General features: G+C 53.9%; 16 protein-coding genes. 11 read left to right on the forward strand and 5 right to left on the reverse strand.

Going from position 1 to position 21643, the window contains the following annotated elements:
• Positions 1-123: 123 nt before the first annotated feature.
• The 7 genes from ABD971_RS26025 (at position 124) to ABD971_RS26055 (ending at position 8874) form a co-directional block, all read left to right on the forward strand.
• A complete protein-coding gene (locus tag ABD971_RS26025; protein ID WP_345326777.1) occupies positions 124-1758 on the forward strand; it encodes a TolC family protein in 1635 nt (544 codons plus the stop codon).
• 535 nt (positions 1759-2293) lie between these two features.
• The gene (locus tag ABD971_RS26030) at positions 2294-3403 is read left to right on the forward strand and encodes an HlyD family secretion protein (protein WP_345326778.1); all 1110 of its coding nucleotides are present in this window, start codon (positions 2294-2296) and stop codon (positions 3401-3403) included.
• Positions 3382-5394 (forward strand): ATP-binding cassette domain-containing protein, encoded by a 2013-nt coding sequence (locus ABD971_RS26035; RefSeq protein ID WP_345326779.1) that lies wholly within the window; start codon positions 3382-3384, stop codon positions 5392-5394. The genes ABD971_RS26030 and ABD971_RS26035 overlap by 22 nt, the downstream gene beginning before the upstream one ends.
• Positions 5391-6545, forward strand: a complete 1155-nt coding sequence (locus ABD971_RS26040; RefSeq protein ID WP_345326780.1) for an ABC transporter permease — start codon at positions 5391-5393, stop codon at positions 6543-6545. Before ABD971_RS26035 ends, ABD971_RS26040 begins: the two co-directional genes overlap by 4 nt.
• Positions 6542-7792: an ABC transporter permease gene (locus ABD971_RS26045; RefSeq protein WP_345326781.1), complete on the forward strand. Its 1251-nt coding sequence runs from the start codon at positions 6542-6544 to the stop codon at positions 7790-7792. Before ABD971_RS26040 ends, ABD971_RS26045 begins: the two co-directional genes overlap by 4 nt.
• A 27-nt stretch (positions 7793-7819) precedes the next feature.
• On the forward strand, positions 7820-8488 hold the full coding sequence (locus ABD971_RS26050) for a MarC family protein (protein WP_345326782.1): 669 nt from the start codon (positions 7820-7822) through the stop codon (positions 8486-8488).
• A gap of 5 nt (positions 8489-8493) precedes the next feature.
• Positions 8494-8874, forward strand: a complete 381-nt coding sequence (locus ABD971_RS26055; RefSeq protein WP_345326783.1) for an ABC transporter permease — start codon at positions 8494-8496, stop codon at positions 8872-8874.
• Positions 8875-8960: 86 nt separating this feature from the next.
• Here ABD971_RS26055 and ABD971_RS26060 read toward each other — a convergent pair whose 3' ends face one another.
• Positions 8961-10313, reverse strand: a complete 1353-nt coding sequence (locus tag ABD971_RS26060; protein ID WP_345326784.1) for a sigma-54-dependent transcriptional regulator — start codon at positions 10311-10313, stop codon at positions 8961-8963.
• Positions 10314-10643: 330 nt separating this feature from the next.
• Here ABD971_RS26060 and ABD971_RS26065 point away from each other — a divergent pair, with 330 nt between their 5' ends.
• From ABD971_RS26065 to ABD971_RS26075, 3 genes are all read left to right on the forward strand, one after another.
• Positions 10644-13718 carry a PAS domain S-box protein gene (locus ABD971_RS26065; RefSeq protein WP_345326785.1) on the forward strand — a complete coding sequence of 1025 codons (3075 nt, stop codon included), beginning with the start codon at positions 10644-10646 and terminating at the stop codon, positions 13716-13718.
• Positions 13715-14095 (forward strand): response regulator, encoded by a 381-nt coding sequence (locus ABD971_RS26070; protein WP_345326786.1) that lies wholly within the window; start codon positions 13715-13717, stop codon positions 14093-14095. Before ABD971_RS26065 ends, ABD971_RS26070 begins: the two co-directional genes overlap by 4 nt.
• A gap of 326 nt (positions 14096-14421) precedes the next feature.
• Complete coding sequence (locus tag ABD971_RS26075) at positions 14422-14904, forward strand: c-type heme family protein (RefSeq protein WP_345326787.1); 483 nt, start codon at positions 14422-14424, stop codon at positions 14902-14904.
• Positions 14905-15037: 133 nt separating this feature from the next.
• Here ABD971_RS26075 and ABD971_RS26080 read toward each other — a convergent pair whose 3' ends face one another.
• From ABD971_RS26080 to ABD971_RS26090, 3 genes are all read right to left on the reverse strand, one after another.
• Positions 15038-17425 (reverse strand): plasma-membrane proton-efflux P-type ATPase, encoded by a 2388-nt coding sequence (locus ABD971_RS26080; RefSeq protein ID WP_345326788.1) that lies wholly within the window; start codon positions 17423-17425, stop codon positions 15038-15040.
• Between the two features lie 7 nt (positions 17426-17432).
• Positions 17433-18005, reverse strand: coding sequence for a histidine phosphatase family protein (locus tag ABD971_RS26085; protein ID WP_345326789.1), 573 nt, complete (start codon positions 18003-18005; stop codon positions 17433-17435).
• A gap of 472 nt (positions 18006-18477) precedes the next feature.
• Positions 18478-18837: a SpoIIAA family protein gene (locus ABD971_RS26090; RefSeq protein ID WP_345326790.1), complete on the reverse strand. Its 360-nt coding sequence runs from the start codon at positions 18835-18837 to the stop codon at positions 18478-18480.
• Between the two features lie 325 nt (positions 18838-19162).
• Between ABD971_RS26090 and ABD971_RS26095 the strand changes: the two genes are divergently transcribed.
• Positions 19163-20146: a bestrophin family protein gene (locus ABD971_RS26095; RefSeq protein WP_345326791.1), complete on the forward strand. Its 984-nt coding sequence runs from the start codon at positions 19163-19165 to the stop codon at positions 20144-20146.
• An 80-nt stretch (positions 20147-20226) separates the two neighbouring features.
• Here ABD971_RS26095 and ABD971_RS26100 read toward each other — a convergent pair whose 3' ends face one another.
• Entirely contained in the window at positions 20227-21237 is a 1011-nt protein-coding gene (locus ABD971_RS26100; RefSeq protein WP_345326792.1) for an NAD(P)-dependent alcohol dehydrogenase, read from the reverse strand.
• Positions 21238-21643 lie beyond the last annotated feature (406 nt).

A 21643-nucleotide genomic window follows, 5' to 3' on the forward strand; every position in this document is an offset into this window, starting at 1 on the left:
GAACCTTCCTAACGGGCGTGACGATGACAATGAATATCGCGAACTGTCGTGGAAATCCGGTCCTGCCGTATGTGGGGCGAGCGACTTCCAACGATCAAACCGGCGTCGCTCAGGAACTCAAGAATGCATTCACGCTATCAAATTGCCGTCGTTGTATCACTGTTAAGTGTGAGCGGCTGTGCCGGTACAAGTGCGAAACGATGGGCCAAGACATCAACACTCAGCAGTCCCGTTGTCGCAGCAGAGCAACATAGCGATGATGATTGCGATCCCGAGCTTCCTTCGCCCGTGAGTCTGGCAAGTTTTGCTAACGATGACGATCTTGAAAACACGGCAGCGCGAGCAGGAACTGAGGACCAGGTACATCTCGATGGCAATTACGCGTCAGCCGTCAACGCGGACGATGAAATGCAGTTGTATCACGGTGATTCATTTGATCAACAGCAACCGATACCGGTAGTGCTCGAGTCAATTGAGTTTAACACACCGGGTGGCGAATCGCTTCAAGAAGCTTGGGCGATGGCAGTCGCCGTCGATCAAAAACTGCAATCCAAAGCAAACGTGACCGGCGCGGCCATCTACGCTCACGAGGCTGCCAAGTCGGCCAGAAACCCGTCGCTGCGGACATTCAACTCCTACACCGCACTCGATCGCGAGCCTGGGATTGGTGTCGACATTCCCGGTCTCTCGTCATTGGGATTTAGTTCGCTGCCCATTGGAGAAAAGGATTTCTTCTCTTCCGCAACGTTCGCGTCGGTTCCTCTGTATACAAGCGGACGCATCCGCAGCACGATCGATGCGACTTGCGCCAATGTGCATGCGTCACAGTACGACCAACGCTCGGAAATGCATGACCTGAAGATGGACGTGGCTCAGGCGTACGTGAATGTGTTGAAGGCTGAGAAGTTGGTTGAGGTTGCTCGGTTGAGCGTCGACACGCTTGAAAAACATCTTGTCGACGTCCAGGACTTGTTTGACGAGGGGGTGGTCGCCAACAGTGACGTACTTGCGGTTAAGACATCTCTTGCCGACGCTCGCGACAAGTATCTGCAAGCCACCAATGGACATGATCTTGCGAGTGCCGCCTACAATCGATTTATCGGGCGACCGCTGGATGCCCCCGTTTCGCTCGCCGAACTGACGGATTCGCAACCAACGAGTTCGCAGTTTGCGAATTCAGGAGTTCCGATGCAGGCTGGTCCTGATGAACTGGTCGCGATCGCAACAGCACAACGAACCGAACTGAAGTCCGTTGCCTTCAAATCCAATGCACTTCGTCATCAGGCAAAACGGGAACTCGCGGTGCTCGGACCTCAGCTTGGTGCCGCTGGCGGATTTAGTTTCCTTGAGAACGAAAACCTGACCCATGAAGGCTTCTGGTCAGCGTCTCTGTTGGCCGAATGGACCGTTTTCGACGGTGGTGTTGCCAAGAACAAAGCCGCTTCGCTCCGACAACAGGCTTCTGCGCTTGCTCGATTAAAACGCGATTTGGAAAGTCGCATTGCGTTGCAGGTTCGCCAAGCTTGGCTCAATTTGCAGAATGCGAATGATCGCATCCAGGTCGCCGAAACGTCCGTCACCCAAGCCGAGGAAAGCCTGAAAGTCGCCTTGGATCGCTATCGCAAAGAGGTGGGGACAAACACGGAGGTATTGGATGCTCAAACGTTGCTGGCTCAAAGTCGCAGCAACTATTACTCGGCAACTTATGACGCCGCGCTCGCCCGCGTCACGCTCGATCGTGCTACCGGCAGTCTGTAAGTCGCGAATGCTGGGGGCGAGTCAATGAAATCTTTAAGGGCAACGCTGTGTAGCATTTTCCGGTATCCGAACTCGTCAAGAGTTTCGGGCATCCCGGACCGTTAACGAAAGTCTTGACGACTTCCGCTACGTTAAATCGCCGCAATTCACAGAAAAAAGAATGCTTCACAGCGTTGCCTTCAGGGGCGATTGCGAGTTAAAGGAATCATGCCAGACACTGAGACACGTCGCGGCTACGGGGACTCGTGTCAGGTACCGGGACACGTCGCAATTACGAGGACTCGTCGCCTCGTCCACTACGTTTGGGGTGCGCTGATACGCACGGTGTCCGCATGTGGGCAGCGGAGTTTCCTCTCGCGGACCCTAAGCGGCGATAACGCGTGTGATTGTGCCTTTCTGTACCGATGATGACATTGGCACACCTTCTGCATTACGACGACCTTTGTTCGTCGTACCCAAAATTAGACTTGGCGAAGTGCGTGTGCAGCTTCGTATCGAGGGACGGCGATGCTTTCCGCAATCAGGATGCGTCGCGATGGCGAAGTTCTTCAAACGTGTATTCATGTTGCTACTGATCTGCGGACTCGCAGTCGGCGGTTACTACGCATGGGATCGTTGGGGGCGAGTCGAACCGCTGCCCGATGGGTTGGTCCAAGCAAACGGTCGCATCGAGGGCGACCACGTCACGGTCGCCAGTAAGTTTGCCGGCAAAATCAACGAACTACTCGTTCGCGAAGGCGACAGCGTCAAGGCGGGGCAAGTTTTGGCCCATCTGGATAGCGAGCAGGTAAAAGCAAAACTGCGACAGGCCGAGCAGGCAGTCGAAGCGGCCCGGGCTCAGTACCGTGCTGCTCAATCAGGCCTCGAGTTGTTGGAACGTGAAGTTCCACTGATGGTCGAAACCGCCGAAGCCTCATTGGAGCATGCGAAGGCCGTCGTTGCGAAGGCGAAAGCTGCAGAGCAACAATCCGCCCGCGATGCGTCGCGATTTACAGAACTTGCGTCGCGAGGAACGATCGACAAACGCAAGGGCGAAGAGGCGGAACTTGGTTGGACAGTCGCGAAGAATGATGTTCGGGTGGCTTTGACAGCACTGACCCGAGCGGATAAACAACTCGCCGAAGCGAACTTGGGCGAGCGACGCGTTCACGTCAAATCACAGGAGATCGCGGCTTTGGCCGCCCAAGTAGCCGGCGCCGAGGCAGTTCGTGACGAAGCCAAAAGTGTCCTCGATGACTTGACCATCACCGCACCTGCAGACGGCGTGATCACAACACGAGTTGTTGACACCGGAGAAATTGTCGCAGCTGGCTCACCGCTTTTCGATCTCGTTAATCTGGACCGTTTGTATCTGAAAGTCTACGTGCCCGAAATTGAAATTGGCCATGTACGTCTTCAATTGCCAGCGCGTGTCCACACAGATGCGTTTCCAGAGAAACCGTTTCCTGCCAAAGTGCTTTATGTGTCGTCGCGTGCCGAATTCACGCCGAAGGAGGTGCAAACGTCCGACGAGCGCGTCAAGCTCGTCTACGCAGTCAAGTTGTACTTAGACGAGAACCCCGATCATCAACTGACGCCTGGTTTGCCAGCCGATGCTGTGATTCGCTGGATGGAGGACACACCGTGGGCGAAACCGCAATGGTAGACGTTATCCACGGTGATGCCCCCGGCCTCGCGTTGACATCGGATTCAGAACCAATCGTACGCGTGTCTGCGTTTCGGAAGACCTATGGCCGCACCGTTGCCGTCGATGGCATCGATCTGGAAATCCAGCGAGGCGAAATTTACGGTCTCATCGGGCCTGATGGTGCCGGTAAGAGCAGTCTGATGAAAGCGGTCGCCGGCGTGCTGACGTACGACAGTGGCACGCTGGATGTGTTTGGTACACGCGTCGACTCCGAGCGTTCGGCCGAGACGATCAAGGACCGCATCGGACTGATGCCTCAAGGACTCGGCTTGAATCTGTATGCAGACTTGTCGATCGACGAAAATGTTGACTTCTTCGGCCAAATACGACTCATCCCGAACGACGTACTTCAGCAGCGAAAGAAACGCTTGTTGGGTATGACGCGATTGGACAAGTTTCGTGACCGAGCGATGAAAAATTTGTCAGGCGGCATGAAGCAGAAATTGGGTCTCGTTTGTTGCCTGATCCATCATCCGCAACTCGTCATCCTCGATGAGCCAACGACGGGCGTCGATCCCGTTTCGCGGCGAGACTTTTGGAGCATTCTCGCTCAGCTCCTGCGAGAAGAGCAAATCACTGCGTTGGTTTCGACGGCGTACATGGACGAAGCGACCCGATTTCATCACGCAGCGCTGTTGTTCGACGGCAAGGTGCTCGCTCGCGGTGAACCAGACGAAATCGCGGCGCTCGTACCAGGACGCATCGTTCAGGCGAAAGCCGAACCACAAGCCGATGCGTTAGCGTTACTGAAAAAGTCGTTTCCTCAGTCCGAAGCCGTTGGGCCGTGGCTGCGTGTCTTCGTTGATGACGCCGACGACGTACAAGCGAGCGAAGCGGTGACATCGCGGATCAAAGAGTTCACGCCTCAGGAGCTGCACGTTGCCGAACCTGACCTGGAAGACGTTTTCATCGCGTTGCTGCGACGACGTGGATTGACCGACAGCAATGAATTCAAAATCACAAGCCAAAGCTCGGAATCGAGCATCCGAAACGATGGCGGGCTGGCCATCGAAGCCAACAATCTCGTGCGTGCATTCGGTGCGTTCAAAGCGGTGGATGGAGTGAGCTTTCAGGTAAAGCCGGGAGAAATCTTCGGACTTCTCGGAGCCAATGGTGCGGGCAAGACAACCGTCATTAAGATGCTGACAGGATTGCTGCCGCCGACCGCCGGCGCGGGCCGCGTTGCGGGTGCCGACATGCGTCGCGCCGGTCAAGCGATCAAGGAGCGTATCGGCTACATGTCGCAAGCGTTCTCGTTGTATCAAGACCTGAGCGTTGTTGAGAATATTCGTCTGTATGCCGGCATCTATGGGCTCTCCCGGCGGATGGCACGCGAGCGGACCGACTGGATCATTGACATGGCTGGACTTGCGGGACGCGAGAAAGCCCTCTCGGGAAGTTTGCCAATGGGTGTACGTCAGCGTCTGGCTATCGGTTGTGCTTTGGTTCACCGTCCACAGGTGCTGTTTCTTGATGAGCCGACATCGGGAGTCGATCCGATAGGAAGGCGGCGTTTGTGGGACATCATTTTCGATTTGTCTCGCAACGAGGGCGTCGCGATTCTGGTCACCACGCACTACATGAGCGAAGCGGAGCACTGCGATCATATTGCGATGATGTATGCCGGTCGCGTCTTCGCCGACGCATCGCCCAATGAACTCAAAGCGAACCTTCGCCAAGAGTCGGGACAACTGTTGGAAGTCACCACCGACAATCCACTCGCAGCGCTCGATGTCATGGAATCCGGCGGGTTCGCAGGAGTTTCACTATTCGGGAAACGCATTCACCTGCTCGCTCCTGATCCGAAGGCAGCGGAGCAAAGTGTCCGGAAAGCACTCACCGAGAAAGACATTCACGTGCTGTCCGTTGCGGAACAACCGTTGACGATGGAAGACGTGTTCGTCAACCGCGTGCTGGCCCTCGAAAAAGCCGCCGAGGCAAAGAAATGAACATCCGACGTGTTGCCGCGGTTGCCTCAAAAGAATGGCGAGAAATCGTACGAGATCGGATGTTCCTTGCACTCACTTTTCTCGTCCCCGTATCGTTGATGCTGGTCGTCGGCTATGGGTTGTCACTGGACGTAGAAGACATCCCGCTAGCAGTTGTCGATCGCGATGGGACCAACCTGAGCCGCGAGTATGCGCACCGCTTTATTGATTCACGCTATTTCGATTTCAAGGGTTACGCGCTGGACCGTCACGACTTGCCGCCACTCTTAGCAGACAACAAGGTCCGTGCCGCCATCATTATCCCCGAGAATTTCCAAAAGGAACTCCTTGGCGGTCGTCCGGTGGTGGTGCAAACATTGATCGACGGCACCTTTCCGTTCCGTGCCCAGACGACCAAGGGCTACGTGCTGGCGATGAACACTGCCTTTTCAAGCGAAATGTTAGCCGCGTTCATCTCAAAGAAGCGAGGCATCCCGCTGGCCCAAGCCGCGACATCCATCCGCCCGATCAAGTTGGAATCGAGGTATCTGTACAACCAAAGTATGAAAAGTGCATGGGCACTCGCGCCGCGGCTGATCATGGTCATTCTGATGATGACGCCTCCGTTCTATACAGCGCTAGGAATCGTTCGCGAGAAAGAACGCGGGTCGATCTACAACATCTATTCATCGACGGTCACGCGACTTGAGTTCCTCGTCGGAAAGCTAATTCCCTATGTCGGCATTTCGTCTGCCAACGCAGTGATTCTATGGCTGATTGCGACGCAACTGTTTGGTGCCCCCTTCAAGGGCAGTCTATTGTTCTTCATCCCGGTGACGCTGTTGTACATCATCTGCACGACAGGCTTGGGCCTCGTCGTATCAGTCCTCGTGCGTACCCAAGTCGCCGCGATGGTGGTGACGTTTATCCTCACGGTGATCCCTTCGATGCTTTACTCGGGCGTCATCGTGCCGATCTCGTCGCTCAGTGATACGGCACAGGTGACTGCCCACGTCCTGCCAGCGATGTACTACACCAACATCATTGTGGGCGCATTTATGAAGGGAGTCGGGCTGCGTGAGTTGTGGTTTGACGTGCTTGTTTTGTCGCTCTACGCAATCGGACTGATGGCGATCGGATACCGGATGTTCCACAAGAGGCCAACCACATGAGCGAACCATTGCCAGACGGTCATCAGGAACCTAAAAAACAAAATGCCCGTAGTGGACAAGGCGACGAGTCCCAACCACCACACGTCCACTACTCGACTAGCACCCGCACGTTTGTCGTGTGGTGGAATCGTATGCGGGTGATGACGATCAAGGAGTATCTGCAACTGTATCGTGATCGCATTCTGATCGTATTCATGGTCTACGCCTTCACATTAGAAGTATTCTTAGCTGGGTCGGGCGTCAGCATGCAGCTTCAAAACGCAGCGTTGTGGGTTCATGATTCGGATCACAGTTTCGCATCGCGAGAATTGATCCACCGATTTCGTCCACCGCAGTTCAGCATTGAAGGCGAAGTTCTCAATCATAACGAAAGCATCGAGTTGCTTGATCGCGGGGAAGCAATGATGGTGCTGGACATTCCGCCGCAGTTTCAGGAATCACTTCTGGCAAGCGAAACGACCAACGTGCAATTGCAGATCGACACATCCAACCCCGTCCTCGGATTTTTGGCGACCAGTTATGGCGAGCAGATTGTCGGGCAGTACGGATTGGAAGCTGCCATGCAGCGAGAAGGCATCAGCCTGAACGAACAAGCCGCCCCAATCATTCACGAAGAACATCGCGTTTGGTACAACGCAAACCAGAACGATGCATGGTTCATGTCGGTTGTCGAGATGCTGAACGTCATCACGATGTTTGCGATCTTGCTTCCCGCATCGGCGATGGCCCGTGAGAAAGAACGCGGCACGGTCGAACAATTGCTGGTTTCGCCACTTTCAACGTTCCAGATGATGTTCCCCAAAGTGCTGGCAATGACGAGCGTGATCCTGGTGGGAACACTCATCACCATTCATTTGGTCCTGCAACCGTTCTTTGGCGTTCCGTTTCGTGGCAGTTTAACATTGTTCATGGCCGTGACCGCGATCTACGTCTTCACGACCGCGGGGATTGGAATGTTGCTGGCTACGATTGCCAGAAATCTCGCCCAGGTCGGCATGTTGACTGCCTTGATTTTCATACCGATGGTGTTCCTGTCCGGTGCCTGGACGCCGCCGGAAAACATGCCCTCCGTTCTTCGAGCTGTCAGTGCGATCGCGCCGCTGCATCATTATATCGACGCCAGCCTGGGCATCATGCTCAAGGGGTCCGGCATTGGATTGTTGTGGGATTCGATTCTTGCGATTGCCCTGTTCGGAGCGGCAATCTACGGACTAAGCATGGGCTATTTTCGGCGTCAACTCGGCTAGCCTTGTAACTACGGCAATCACATTTCCATGGAAACCGACCTCATCAAATTCGTTGCTGCGATCTTTGTCATCACCAACCCCTTGGGTGCAGTTCCGATGTTTTTATCGCTCACGAAGGATTACTCCTCTGAAGAACGAAGGCGTGCGGCGTTGCTTGCATCGCTCACAGTCGCGATCATTCTATCCGCCAACATCTTGATGGGGGCTTTGATCTTGCGTTTCTTTGGAATCAGCATCCCCGCGTTTCAAGTTGGCGGAGGGATCATGATTCTGCTGCTCGCCATTTCGATGTTGCAAGCTCGACAAAGTGGCATCAAGCACACTCGAGAAGAACGCGAGGAGGCGGTACAGAAAGACTCGATCGGCGTTGTACCGTTGGGTATCCCACTGCTTGCCGGCCCCGGTGCCATCAGCACCGTCATTCTCTTTGCTCATCAAAATCAAGGCTGGACAAACCATCTCATCATGATCGGCGTCTGTGTCGTGCTTGCGTTTTGCATCTGGGGAGCACTTCGCTTGGCTGAACGCATTGGCCAGTTACTCGGTCGGACTGGTATTAACATTGGCACCAGACTGATGGGCTTGATCCTCGCCGCCGTCGCCGTCCAGTTCATCTTTGACGGAGCCCACACGCTGTGGAACACCCCGTCGACAACACTCCCGCTAAGCAGCAGTCACGCCAACATAGTTGAGTAAGTTCAGTGCTGCCTTGGTTGCGCAACGCGAGTTGTCTGGACACGCTGTATGTCGGCGTCTTGCTGTTTGTGTTGGCTGCGATCGGTGTCGGACTCATGATCTCAGCGATTTCAGTAACGCAACAGCACGCCCTGCTGGACGCGTTTTTCTTGTTGGTTCCCGCCATCATTCTTTCGGGATTCTCAACTCCGGTCGCCAACATGCCTGCCTTTATTCAAAAGATCACATGGTTCAACCCGCTACGGTGTTTTTTGGTCGTACTTCGCGCCACGTTCTTGGAAGGGACACCGATCCATTTGTTGTTGGACCAGTTCTGGCCCATGACCGCAATTGCAGCATTCACATTGACCACGGCAGCGTGGTTGTTCCGCCGTCGGATGTATTGAGAAACGACTCAGCTTTAACCAGAGTAGTGGACGAGGTTAGGAGTCCTGCGGCAAGGGACGCGCAACCTCGTCCACTACGATAGGGATCAACTCTCGATTCCGTGCTTTGCCAACATGCGATAGAGTTTGCGGCGTTCGACGCCAAGGGCTCGAGCGGCTCTGGATTTGTTGCCGTTCTCACGCCGCAGAACTTCAGCAATGTGCTCTCGTTCCAAGGCGATCAACGAACCGACCTTCGGCAATTGCGTCGTTGATGACGGGCCGACGTGATCTTGCGCATTCTCATGAAGAAACTCTTCGCTTAGGTCACTGATCGTGATGACTCCGTCATTCGCAAGGATCTTGGCCCGTTCCAAGGTGTTGATGAGCTGGCGGATGTTGCCGGGCCACGAATAGGCGATCAACGCTTGCCGAGCATCTTCGTCCAACTCATGGTCTTTGCCTAAGAAGTGATTAACGAGAAGCTCGATGTCGCCGTCACGCTCTCGTAGCGGTGGCAAGTCCAAGGCCATTACGTTGATGCGGTAATACAAATCTTCGCGAAAACGGTCTTCGTCGACTTCGGTTTTCATGTCGCGGTTCGTTGCAGCGACAATACGAACGTCAACTTGGCGTTCCTTGTGCGATCCGATGCGGCGAAGTGATCCGTCTTCAAGGACTCGCAGCAGCTTCGGCTGTAACGTCAGTGGCAGTTCGCCGATTTCGTCGATAAACAACGTGCTGCCATCGGCCACTTCAAACAGTCCCGGTTTCATCTCGGTTGCACCCGTAAACGATCCCTTTTCGTGACCAAACAATTCGCTCTCAACGAGGTTCTCCGGCAAGGCGCCGCAGTTGATCGTAACGAGTGGCCGATCCGCTCGCGGGCTGCCTGCGTGGATTGCTTGCGCAACGAGCTCTTTCCCTGTTCCGCTTTCACCTTGGATCAGGACCGATTTGTCCGTTGGCGCGACTCGATCAATGAGGCGGCTGAGTCGGTTCATCGGCTCCGACGTGCCGATCATCTGTGCCGCTGGTTTCTTGCTCCGGCTTATCACTTCACGAAGTTGGGTATTCTCTTTTCTGAGCCGCCGTCGATCGACGGCGGCTAGGCACCGCCGTTCCAAATCGCCCATCGGGAACGGCTTCGTTTGAAAATCGAAAACGCCCAAACGCATTGACTCAACGGCGTTGTTGATCGTGCCATCGCCGGTCAATACGATCACTTCGGTGTCGGGGTTGGATTCACGCATCCGTTGGACCAATTCGATGCCCGACAATCCCGGCAAATTCCAATCCAGAATCACAACGTCGAAGTCGTGTTTGGAACATCGGTCGATGCCGTCTTGGCCACTGCCGGTCTGGGCTACCCGGTGCCCCTTCTTTTCAAACCAGCGGATGCAACCTTCGCTAAATTCAACTTCATCGTCTACAAAAAGGATGTCGATTGTTTCAGCCATCGTTCCAGAAGGGGTTCTTTGAGATGCGATAGTGCCCGGATATGCGCACTTCGTTGTGCGAATATGGGCAATGGATTGTCGACCGACGTTGGGCGAAAGGCCTGCGGTTCTATTGAATTGCCAGTTTTGATTACAATTCGCCATGGCACGTCGATCCGTACGTTGGATGCGATAAGGACACAACGCAAACTCGGTGCCGGTGGAAGGCTTCGGATACGCTAATGGCGGATGATCAACGTTTTCACGGTGCATCAGGCATCGGATCAAACTTCAACTGGGAAAACGGCAATCGGCACTTCCAACTCTCCCCAATCGGACGAACAGCAGCCCATGAATTTTCGTTCGCCTTCTGCCAGCCGTGACTTTCGACATTTTGCCGATGCGCTGTCGTCGATGGTGTGGGCTTGCGGTCCCGATGGCTACGCTGATTTCTTCAATGAAAAGTGGTGCGAACTGACGGGGCAAACGCTGGAGCAAGCTCAGGGGGCCGGATGGACCGAAGCAATCCACCCAGACGATCGTGAGCGAGTGGTCGCAGCATGGCGAAATTCGGTTCAATCAACAGCAAGATTCGAAACGGAGTTGCGATTCCAGATGGCCGACGGCAGCTATCGTTGGCACCAGGTGCAGGTCACGCCGGCGGTGGATGATGACGGCCAAGTCGAACATTGGTTTGGAATTAGCACGGACTGCGACAAGCAACATGCTTCAGAAGATATGTCCGAAGCGATGACGCGAGCCATCGTTGATTCTGCGGTTGATGGGATCATCACTATCGACGATCGAGGCATCATCCGATCCTGCAACCCGGCGACCAAACGACTCTTTGGTTACAAGAGCTCCGAGATCGTCGGCCAGAATGTGAAGATGTTGATGCCAGACCCTCACGCGTTACACCATGACGAATACATCGCAAAGTACCTGCGAACCGGCGAGAAGAAGATTATTGGTATCGGACGTGAAGTCAAAGGCCGACGCAATGACGGAACAACGTTTCCCATGGCGATTGCGGTTAGCGAGGTACGCATTGGGGGTCATCGGCTATTCACCGGAGTCGTTCGCGACATCAGTGAACGCTGTCAGTTGGAGAGCCAGTTGCGTGGTCAGGCACGCGTGCTCGAATCATTGGCCCAGGGAAATTCGCTGAGCGTCGTACTGCATACTCTGATCGAAGTCGCGGAGGCGTCGCGTCCAGAAATGATTGGCTCTATTCTGCTAGTAGACGAGCAGACTGGTTGTTTGCGACATGGAGCCTCTCTTCGTCTGGCGGATTTCTATCGTGATGCCTGCGATGGTTTGCAACCGGGGCCGATGGTGGGCTGTTGTGGTACCGCCGCCTTTACAGGGAAGCGAGTCATTGTCGAAGACATTGACTCGGATCCATTATGGACCAACGACCGAGACATCGCCCTTCAAGCTGGTCTTCGAGCCTGTTGGTCCGAACCGATCATCGCTTCGGGCGGGCAAGCACTCGGCACCTTTGCAATGTACTACAACGAGTCGAGAACGCCCGACGAGAGAGACATTGAGTTTGTGTCCAGCGCGGCAAAGCTGGCGGCGTTTGCGATCGAACGTGCACGCGCAGTCAAGTCGCTGCGAGACGCGGCAGCTATCGTCGACTCGACGGACGACGCAATTATCTTGAAGAATCGAGATGGCCTGATTGAGAAATGGAACCAAGGTGCGGAGCGAGTTTACGGATACACTGCCTCCGAGGCGCTGGGGCAGCCCATCGAGATGCTTGTTCCGCATGATCGCATCTACGAACTAAATGCGAATACAGAGAAGATTCAACGCGGTGAGAAGATTGACCATTTCGAGACGATTCGGTTAACGAAGCAAGGGCGACGGATCCATGTTTCATCGACGATCTCGCCTCTGCGAGATTCGGACGGAAATATAACGCACTATATTGATGTGCAAAACGACATCACCCGCCGAGTGCAGGCCCAAAAAGAGATTTCGCGTGAGCGGGCCTTTCTCGACACGATCGTCAACGGAGTGCCTGACGCTCTTTTTTTCGTCGACCTGGACCGCAATCTTACGCACTGCAATCAAAAAATGTACCGCATGTTTGGCTATGCACCGGGAGAACTGATCGGACAGCCTACGGTCATTTTGTATGCCAACCCCAAGGACTACCAGAGTCAAGGTTTCCAGAGGTTCAATCCGACAGCAACCGAGAACGTCGAGGTGGTCGAACTGGATTGGAGGCGGAAAAACGGCGATGTGTTCCCGGGGGAATTAATGGGAACGATCATACGAGAGGAATCGGGGAAACCGCTGGGCTATCTCGGACTCGTTCGCGATATCACAGACCGCAAACGCGCCGAAGCAACGATCCAGGAAAGTCAACGGAAGCTTTCAACACTGATGAGTAATCTTCCCGGAGCGGCATTTCGTTGTACCGTCGACGATGATTTTACCTTTGAATTTCTGAGTGATGGATGTTTAGAATTGTTTGGATACCACGCATCGGAACTGACTTCGGCCAGAACGCTGATTCCGCCTGAGGACTTTGACGGTATCTTCAGCACTGTTGGGCTAAGCATCGCGGAACGGCAGCCTTTCGATTTTGTCCACCGCATTCGGCATCGAAAGGGCGACCTGCGGTGGGTTTCGGCGAAGGGGCAGGGAGTATTTTCCAAGGATGGAGATTTGTTGGCGATCGAAGGGTTTGTGTCCGACGTTACCGATCTGCACAATGCGAGAGAGCGACTGGTTCAATCTGAAAGACTCGCCGCGATGGGGCAAATGATTTCAGCCGTCGCGCATGAAAGTCGCAACGCGTTGCAACGAATCCAGAACGGCGTCGACATGCTGGGATTCGAGTTTGACGAAACATCCGAGTCTCGCAAGGATCTCAACCGGATCACGCAAGCAAAGGAAGACCTGTTGCGTCTATTCGAGGAACTGCGCAGCTATGCAGCCCCGATTCACCTCGAATCGTCACCGGCTAGTCTATCGAACATATGGCGGCAAGCCTGGTCGAATCTGAAAGTTTCACGAAGGCAGCGTGATGCACAGCTTGTCGAAGAAACCGGCGAACTCGATTTGACCTGCAACGTGGATGCGTTTCGCGTTGAGCAGGTGTTTCGGAACCTTTTCGAAAATGCACTTGCCGCATGTAGCGACCCCATGTGGATCACAGTGTCTTGTGCGGTTGCGGACATCAACGGTGCGCCTGCAGTGTGCGTTTCGGTCCGTGACAATGGTCCGGGATTGACAGATGAATTAAAGATGCGAATTTTCGAGGCTTTCTATACAACAAAAGCGAAAGGTACGGGTTTGGGAATGGCAATTGCGGAACGCATCATCCATGCACACCGAGGAACGATTGCCGTCGGAGACGACAGCAACGTCGGAGCCGAGTTTCTGATTACGTTGCCACGGACATCCGAATGATACAACCACTACGAATCGCAGTTGCTGACGACGAACCTGATATCCGTCAATACTTTCACCGTCTCTTGCCGAAACTCGGCTACGAAGTCGTCGGTGAAGCCGAGAACGGAATGGAGTTGGTGGAGCTATGCCGCACCACGAAGCCGGATCTCGTTATCACTGACGTCATGATGCCCGAGATGACAGGAATCGAAGCGGCTGCAGAAATCAGCAAAACCCAATCCATTCCGATTATTGTTTTGTCGTCGCACGAACGCCCGGCGGTTGATAACAACGCGGAAAAAGTGATGCGAGATTGCGTCGTCGACTACCTGCGTAAACCAGTGAGTAGTTCAGAATTGCAGGCATCGATCACAAAAGCCTTTAATGCATCGTAAACAGTTCCCTTTATCAATCGTCATTGGACACTCTGCGGGATGGCCGCGTAGGCGGTCGCCGTTCGGGATCATCGCAGGCCATGTATTAACGAAACAACCATTCACGGAGTCAGCAACCCATGCGAGTCATTCCTTCCCTTGTATCCAGTGTGCTGTTATTGGCTGCATTAGGTTGTCAAACAAAATCGGAAAAAATGCCGAGCGGTGAACCAAGTTCCGATCAAGCGGCCGTTACACAGACACCGCCGAACATAGCAGGGGAAACCCTCGAGCCGGAATCGCCATCTCGACATGAGACAAGTGAGGTCGATGACGAGCAAGCCTCGATGTCACGAAAACGCCGAAGCGTTGCAGAAAAAGCAAAGGATGCATTGTTTACAAAATTGTCGGCACGATTGACGGAGGTCATGCAAGCCAGCGGTCCAGCAGCAGCGATTGACGTATGCAGCAACGAAGCTCTTACGATTGCCGATACGGTCGGCAAAGAATACGGCGTCAGCATCGGCCGGACTTCGTTCAAACTTCGTAACCCCGCCAACCGTCCTCGCGAATGGGTAAAGCCGTTTGTCGAAAAACGATCGGACACGCCACAATACCTCCCGCTCGATAACGGAAACTTGGGGGCACTTTTTCCCATTCACTTGAAGGTCAAGTGTCTGATCTGTCATGGACAGCAAGACGACATCCTGGACGATGTGAAATCAGAACTTGCTAAACGCTATCCAAACGACGAAGCGACGGGGTTCAAACTGGATGAACTCCGAGGTTGGTTTTGGGTAGAAGTGCCAGCAACCATAGAGGAAATTTGATCCTGGCACGATCTCGAGCCCCATATCACCGCCTACATAGGGGCGAGCTGAAAATGCAGCACCGGATTGTTTCGGAACAATCATTCCGGCCGGCATGCGATGCGTCGACTAATCGGTGACATGATCCAGCGTCCTATTTGTTGATCCTTGGCTGAGTTGTCTCGAACATTCGATACGCGATTAGCTTCAATCGATCGTTGACCAGAAAGCACGCCAACGCGTAACACCAAATCAGTCCCGCTACTTTCCATCCGATCGGAGCCATCAAGACGCCATACACAGCGATCAGAGTCGCGAGTACCTGCGTTCCGAAGACAGCAAAGAACAGAATCTTTGCGGGCCGAATCGTCCAAAATGCGCCGCGGGTTCGCGTTGCGAACACGGTCAAGTGACCCGCCACGGACAGTTTCAAATACATCAATGACTGAATCGTTTCTCGATCGACATGGTAAACACGTTCGGCGAGGTAGAACAAGCCGAACGAAGCAGCCACGCCGACCAATCCTAACACGCTGGCGACGCCTAACACGGTTCGCATGTCCCAGTGTTCGGGTTCGTCGGAACTTCGCACTCGGTCGTAAGCGATCGACAGGATGGCTCCGTCATTCAATAACGCCAACAACACAATCATGACCGCAGTGACAGGATAAAAGTTGAACACCAGGATCGACAACGTCATGAATAACAGTACGCGAATCGTTTCGGCGATCCGATAGATCGCGTAACTGTTCATCCGTTGAAATATTTTGCGAGCTTCCTTGATCGCGTCGATGACAATCGACAGCCCCGGCGCGAGCAGCACAATGTCGGCGGCGGCTCGTGCGGCATCGGTCGCACCAGAGACGGCGATGCCGCAATCCGCTTTTTTGAGTGCCGGAGCGTCGTTCACGCCGTCGCCCGTCATGCCCACGATGTGTCCATGCTTTTGCAGCACGTCGACGATGTGGAACTTGTGTTCGGGAAAAACCTGAGCGAACCCATCGGCCTGCTCGATCATGTCGTCGACCCTCGCCGATTCGGAATAGCGAGTGTCTTGGAAAATTTTGGCATCGATTAAATTCCCGCCCATGTCCAGTTGCGTCGCGATCTCGCGTCCGATCGCCAATTGATCGCCGGTGACCATCTTGACGTCGCATCCCATTTTGCGAGCCGACGCAATGGTTGATTTGGAATCTTCGCGAGGCGGATCGGACATTGGCAGCACGCCCAAGAACCGCCAACCGTTGACGTCGTCGTACTGTGCCACGCCGAGGGCGCGGAAACCGCGGGCAGCGAAGTTGTCGATCGCGGCTTGAACCTGATCGCGAATCGCGTCCGCGTTGGCAGCCAGGTTCAGGATGACTTGGGGCGCTCCTTTGCTAGTCTTGAAAGAACCGCCGTCGTTGGATTGTACCGTCGCTTCGGTTCGTTTGTGGACGGGATCAAAGGGCTGGAAGTGAACCACGTTATAGCGGTCGGCATTGATGTCGCCGCAACCCGCGATGACGGCGGCGTCGATCGGGTCTTTGTTCTCCGCTCGCGAAGCGAGGCAAGCCGCTCGCAAAATCTCGACTTTGCTGATACCGTCCAGCAAAAAGGGTTCGCCGAGCGTCAATCGGTTTTGCGTCAGCGTGCCAGTCTTGTCGCTGCACAGTATATCCATCCCGGCGAGTTCTTCGATCGACGCCAATCGACTGACGATCGCTTGCCCGCGAGCCAGCGTTTTTGCACCAACTGCCATTGTCACCGACAACACGGTTGGCATGGCGACGGGAATTGCCGCGACGGTCAGCACCAACGCGAATTGCACCGTCTCGGCGATCGGGTCACCACGGAACAGCGCGACCAAGATGATCACGGAAACCATGACCACTGCGATGGCGATCAAAAAATTGCCGATTCTCAGCACCGCTTTTTGATAGTGACTGGTCGTTTGCGCGGTTTCGACGAGCTTGGCGGTTTTGCCGAAGTAAGTTTGGCTTCCGGTAGCGGTTACGATCGCGTCGATCTCACCTTGTTTAATGATCGAACCCGAGTAGACGGTGTCACCGCTTTCGCGAGAAACGGGCAACGATTCACCCGTTAGTGCCGATTGGTCGACGTCAACCGAATCACCTTCAAGCAGTTTCGCATCGGCAGGAACAATATCGCCTAGACGCAAACGGATCCAGTCGCCAGGTACCAATTCGCGAGCGGGTATACTTGTCCACCGTCCGTCCCGCTTGACGCGCGCTTCCATCGCGAGCTGCGACTTGAGGGCGGCAATCGCGTTACCGGCTTGGAATTCTTCCCAGAATCCGACAGCCGCGTTGACAATCAGCAACACGAATATGATGGCGAAGTCGGCCCAGTGCTGGACCACCAGCGAAAGGACAGCAGCAATTTCGATCATCCACGGGATCGGTCCCCAAAAATACGAAAGCAGCTGTGCCAAAACATTGCTCTTTTCTTCGGGCAATGCATTGGGACCATATTGCTCGAGACGCTGTTGTGCTTCGGACTGCTTCAACCCAATCGTTGCATGTGCGAGGTTGTGATTCATTGGATGCTTATCCGTTCCACGATTCAATCGCGGGCTCGTCAACATGTTCATGTTGGTAGCACAGCACGCTGAGCGACGCGGTATACAAGATGAAATTCTGCCCCGCTCGGACGGGCAAACCAATCCAGCGAACTCCCAACACGCGACCAAAGTGGCTGTGAGAAAACAACGCCACGTTACCATCGAGCATGATGAGTCGATCGATCAACCGATCGGCTCGTGCGGAGATTTCTGCTGGCGATTCGCCGCTGGGACATCCGTCGCGAAACAGATTCCAATCGGGACGTCGTTTGAAAACGTCCGCATGGGTAAGCCCCTCATAATCGCCGTTGTCCCACTCGATCAGATTGGGTTCGGTCTCGGCGACTTGACCAAATCCCGCGAGTTCGCAAGTTTGACGCGCGCGTTGTAGCGGACTGACCAGAACGTAGTCAAACACGGTTGGACGAAGCCGCAGACCAAGCCGCCGAGCTTCTTGTTCGCCGTGATCGGTCAGTGGAATATCCACACGCCCGGTGTGTTTGCCAGAAACCGACCACTCGGTTTCGCCGTGTCGCATGAGGTGGATTCGCAATGCCATTTGGTTTCTTGCTCACATCTGAGTTCGTCGCCATCGTCGATGGCGTTGTTTGCAACGGTTCGGTGATTTGTAATCGCTGATATTTTTTATTGTTCAAATGAGCTGATCGAAATCCGAACTCACATGCTGTTGAAGACAACCCGTTGAAGCAACGGTTGTGCAAAGCAACGGTTGTGCCAGCTACCCTATTTCTGATTGGGTGGTCTGCAGGTGAGTGTCGCTGATGGAAGGTAAAATTGCATCTGCCGAACATCACTGCCACCGCTTCAGCCTAAGTTCAGACGGAAAATCTCCATCTTTGTGTCTGGGCACGATCACTTGCGAGAAGCCGCTTGTCAGTCGTGTTGCCAACACCGTGTTTCGATTAAGTTGACTGACGATTCCCCAGATCTTGCCATTTCTTTTCACCCTTCTGCAGGGGTCAGCAAGCGATCACAAAATAGATGCACATTTGGCAGATTGTCAGCGACGATTACTCCGCTAACCACTTGCGAGCTTTGTCGATGTCACTTGTATCAAAGTAACGAACCGACCCCGTCGTGAACGGCTTGCAGAACAGCGCCATACCGTGTTCCCACTTCTTGTCACCGACGATCGCGAGACGTTCGATGTCGTTGAAGTGCTTGACGTCAAACTTGACATCTTCCCAAAGAGCCGCCGCATCCCAGCCGTGGAAATCATGCATCTCGAACAGGATTCGAACTTTGCCGTAGGCTTCGATCTGGCGTTCGACGGACGGAGTGAAAATGTCATAGGCGGCTCGATCAAGCTTCCCACTAACGCGAATCTCCAACAGGTTTCCTTCTTGGACTTCGCTGAGTTCAACGGACATGACATCACCTTCGATTTAAGTGGATTTAACAAACAGCGTTTGGTTGAGCGCTGGATGATTTCAGAAGCAACTGAGAAGCAACTGCAATGCCAAAACCGAATCAGGAATCAACTGCCGCTTAAGTGCCGATTTGGGGCAATACGTTGCCCGTTGCGGCGTGACACAGATTGATCTCGCCAAAAGTTGTCAGTCTCCGCACACCAATGCGCCCATATGTGCGCAGATGACAGTGCAATTCATTGCAGCATCTGGCTTCCCCTGGTAAACGATTCACATATGCGAGAACGAAGAACTAGCGGAATACCGTTTGCGATATCCAGTGATCGTGGTTCAGCACAAGTACCGTGGTTCAGCACAAGTGCTGCCTAGACCTAGATTGGACAGACGAATGATTAAGTCAGAAACCCAAGGATTTATCGAGCTTATCAAGATAGCTTCGATCTATCTGGTTTTCACTTCGCTCTATGCTTGCAGCGTTCTCTATCTTGAAGAACGATACGGCGACGCCCTTTACAGTGTGCCGGGACAAATCGGATCCGTCTTTGGTCTTGCCGTTGCTTTTTTTCTGGGCTTTCGAATGAATTCGGCGTATGACCGATGGTGGGAGGCTCGCAAAATCTTTGGCGAACTTACGAACAATACTCGAAGCTTTGTCGGAAAATGCGGCATCTATGTGCCTTCCATTGATTCCAAGCGAGACGCGACAGTCGCTTGTAAACAGTTGGTTGACTTGGCGATCGCATATGTTCGGCAACTCAAATCGGAAATGCACGAAGTTCAGCATCCTGAGTTAGATGAGCACACCAAAAAGCTTTTCGGCGACAACCGGGTCGATGTCCAGAACAAGCTTACCAACGAGATCCTATTGGCGCTCGCGGTCAAAGTGGAGCAGACATTTCAAAGCAGCAATGCAATTGAAAAATATGACCTCATGCAACATGTCGGACGGTTCTTTGACATTCAAGGAAAAGCAGAACGAATAAACAATACGCCTTTCCTGCATATTTACGGGGCATTCACTCGAATTATCGTAATTAGCTACGTCATTCTAATGCCCTTTTTTATCGGCGACATTGATCCCGGTGGAGAGGACAGCATGCTGGAACTATTGGCGATCCCGATCCTCGTTTTGATCAGTACGGCCTTTCTAACCATCAACCGTCTGGCGAATCTTTTGGGCGAGCCGTTAAGTGAACACAGAACGTCCGTTGCAATTGACGTGATTTGCCAAACCATCGTGCAAGATTCCGAACAATTTAAAGTGAAGTTCCAGCCCAAAAGCGAATCGGCCGCAAACGAAGTGGGCTGAAAACTGACTTATGCCGCAGTCACTACATGAAAGTCGTTTCTCAGAGGATCGTCGCGGTCCCGCGTTCAGCGACGAGTTACTTAATCAAAGACGACGAGCGGTTTAAGAATTCCGTCTTCCTTGGTTTCCATCAGATGCAGAGCCTTGTCGACTTGGTCAAAAGCGAACTTGTGGGTCGTCAACGGCGACGGGTCGACGCGACCACGCTCGATTAGTCCAAGCAACCGTGACATTCGGACGTTCCCGCCGGGACAGAGTCCCGTCCGAATCACCTTGTCGCTCATCCCCACGCCCCACTGGACACGGGGAATCTCAACGCTGTCGCCGTGCCCAAAGTAGCCGGCAACCGAGATCGTTCCACCCGGCCGAGTCGCTTTCACACAAGCCTCGAACGTGGTCTGTCCACCGAGACACTCGATCGTCGAATCGACTCCGACACCCGCGGTCAGTTTGCGAATCTCTTCGATCGGATCGGCTTGGGTGTAGTCGACCGTCACGTCAGCACCAAATTGGCGTGACAATTCCAAACGTTTGGCTATGCCATCGACTGCAATCACCAAACCAGCCCCCAACAGACGAGCGCCGACCGTCGCCATCAATCCGACCGGGCCTTGAGCAAAGATGGCGACCGTTCCGCCCAGGGGGATGTTGGCGTGCTCGGCCCCCATGAACCCCGTCGACATCATGTCACAGGCGTAAACCGCAATGTCGTCGGAGATCGAAGCGGGAATAGGCGTCAAGTTCGCATTGGCGTCATTGACGTGGAAATACTCGGCAAAGTTTCCGTCTTTGGTGTTAGCGAACTTCCATCCGCCAAGCATCGTTTCGCATTGCGATGTATAGCCTCGCTGGCAGTTTTCGCAATGGAAACAGGGCGTGATGGCGCTGACTGCCACTCGATCCCCCTCCTTGAAACCACGCACTTCGCTTCCCAGTTTCGCCACCACACCCACCGCTTCGTGTCCGAGCGTCAAGTTCCGTCGATCGCCGATCGCACCCTTTAAAGTGTGTACATCGGACGTACACACCAAAGCGCGAGTTGTTTTTACGACTGCGTCATTGGGGCCAGGGTCGGGTATGGGCTTGTCCATGAATGCAACTTCCCCAATCCCTTCCATCACGAACGCTTTCATCATTTTTGTCACCGTTGATTCATTGTCACTGTGTGGATGTGTACTGTGTGGATGTGTTGAGTGCCGAATCTTTCACGTAGGGTCATCCTCGTATGCTCATCGCAAACATCGCAAACATCGCAAACATTGTGCCGAGAGAATTAGGAGTCGATTGCACCCCATCTTCCGTCTTTAATTTGTCTCAGAGCGCGGATGTGCACGGCGTTGCCCGCTATCGGGCACTTGTTCGCCAGACAAGTTGCTCGTATCCGCGCAAGCCTCCGTTCCCAAATGTTTCACTGGAGGGCTCAAAGAATGATGTTCGATGACAGGAATGTCATCAGTAGGCATACGCCTGCGTAACGTAGCCTAGGCTTCCAGCCTG

Source organism: Novipirellula rosea (assembly GCF_039541335.1).
Lineage (GTDB): Bacteria > Planctomycetota > Planctomycetia > Pirellulales > Pirellulaceae > Novipirellula > Novipirellula rosea.

Coding starts and splice junctions, on each gene's coding strand:
- ABD971_RS26025 (WP_345326777.1), top strand. CDS start 124: ATGCATTCACGCTATCAAATTGCCGTCGTTGTATCACTGTTAAGTGTG.
- ABD971_RS26030 (WP_345326778.1), top strand. CDS start 2,294: ATGGCGAAGTTCTTCAAACGTGTATTCATGTTGCTACTGATCTGCGGA.
- ABD971_RS26040 (WP_345326780.1), top strand. CDS start 5,391: ATGAACATCCGACGTGTTGCCGCGGTTGCCTCAAAAGAATGGCGAGAA.
- ABD971_RS26045 (WP_345326781.1), top strand. CDS start 6,542: ATGAGCGAACCATTGCCAGACGGTCATCAGGAACCTAAAAAACAAAAT.
- ABD971_RS26050 (WP_345326782.1), top strand. CDS start 7,820: ATGGAAACCGACCTCATCAAATTCGTTGCTGCGATCTTTGTCATCACC.
- ABD971_RS26060 (WP_345326784.1), bottom strand. CDS start 10,313: ATGGCTGAAACAATCGACATCCTTTTTGTAGACGATGAAGTTGAATTT.
- ABD971_RS26065 (WP_345326785.1), top strand. CDS start 10,644: ATGAATTTTCGTTCGCCTTCTGCCAGCCGTGACTTTCGACATTTTGCC.
- ABD971_RS26070 (WP_345326786.1), top strand. CDS start 13,715: ATGATACAACCACTACGAATCGCAGTTGCTGACGACGAACCTGATATC.
- ABD971_RS26075 (WP_345326787.1), top strand. CDS start 14,422: ATGTCACGAAAACGCCGAAGCGTTGCAGAAAAAGCAAAGGATGCATTG.
- ABD971_RS26080 (WP_345326788.1), bottom strand. CDS start 17,425: ATGAATCACAACCTCGCACATGCAACGATTGGGTTGAAGCAGTCCGAA.
- ABD971_RS26085 (WP_345326789.1), bottom strand. CDS start 18,005: ATGGCATTGCGAATCCACCTCATGCGACACGGCGAAACCGAGTGGTCG.
- ABD971_RS26090 (WP_345326790.1), bottom strand. CDS start 18,837: ATGTCCGTTGAACTCAGCGAAGTCCAAGAAGGAAACCTGTTGGAGATT.
- ABD971_RS26100 (WP_345326792.1), bottom strand. CDS start 21,237: ATGGACAAGCCCATACCCGACCCTGGCCCCAATGACGCAGTCGTAAAA.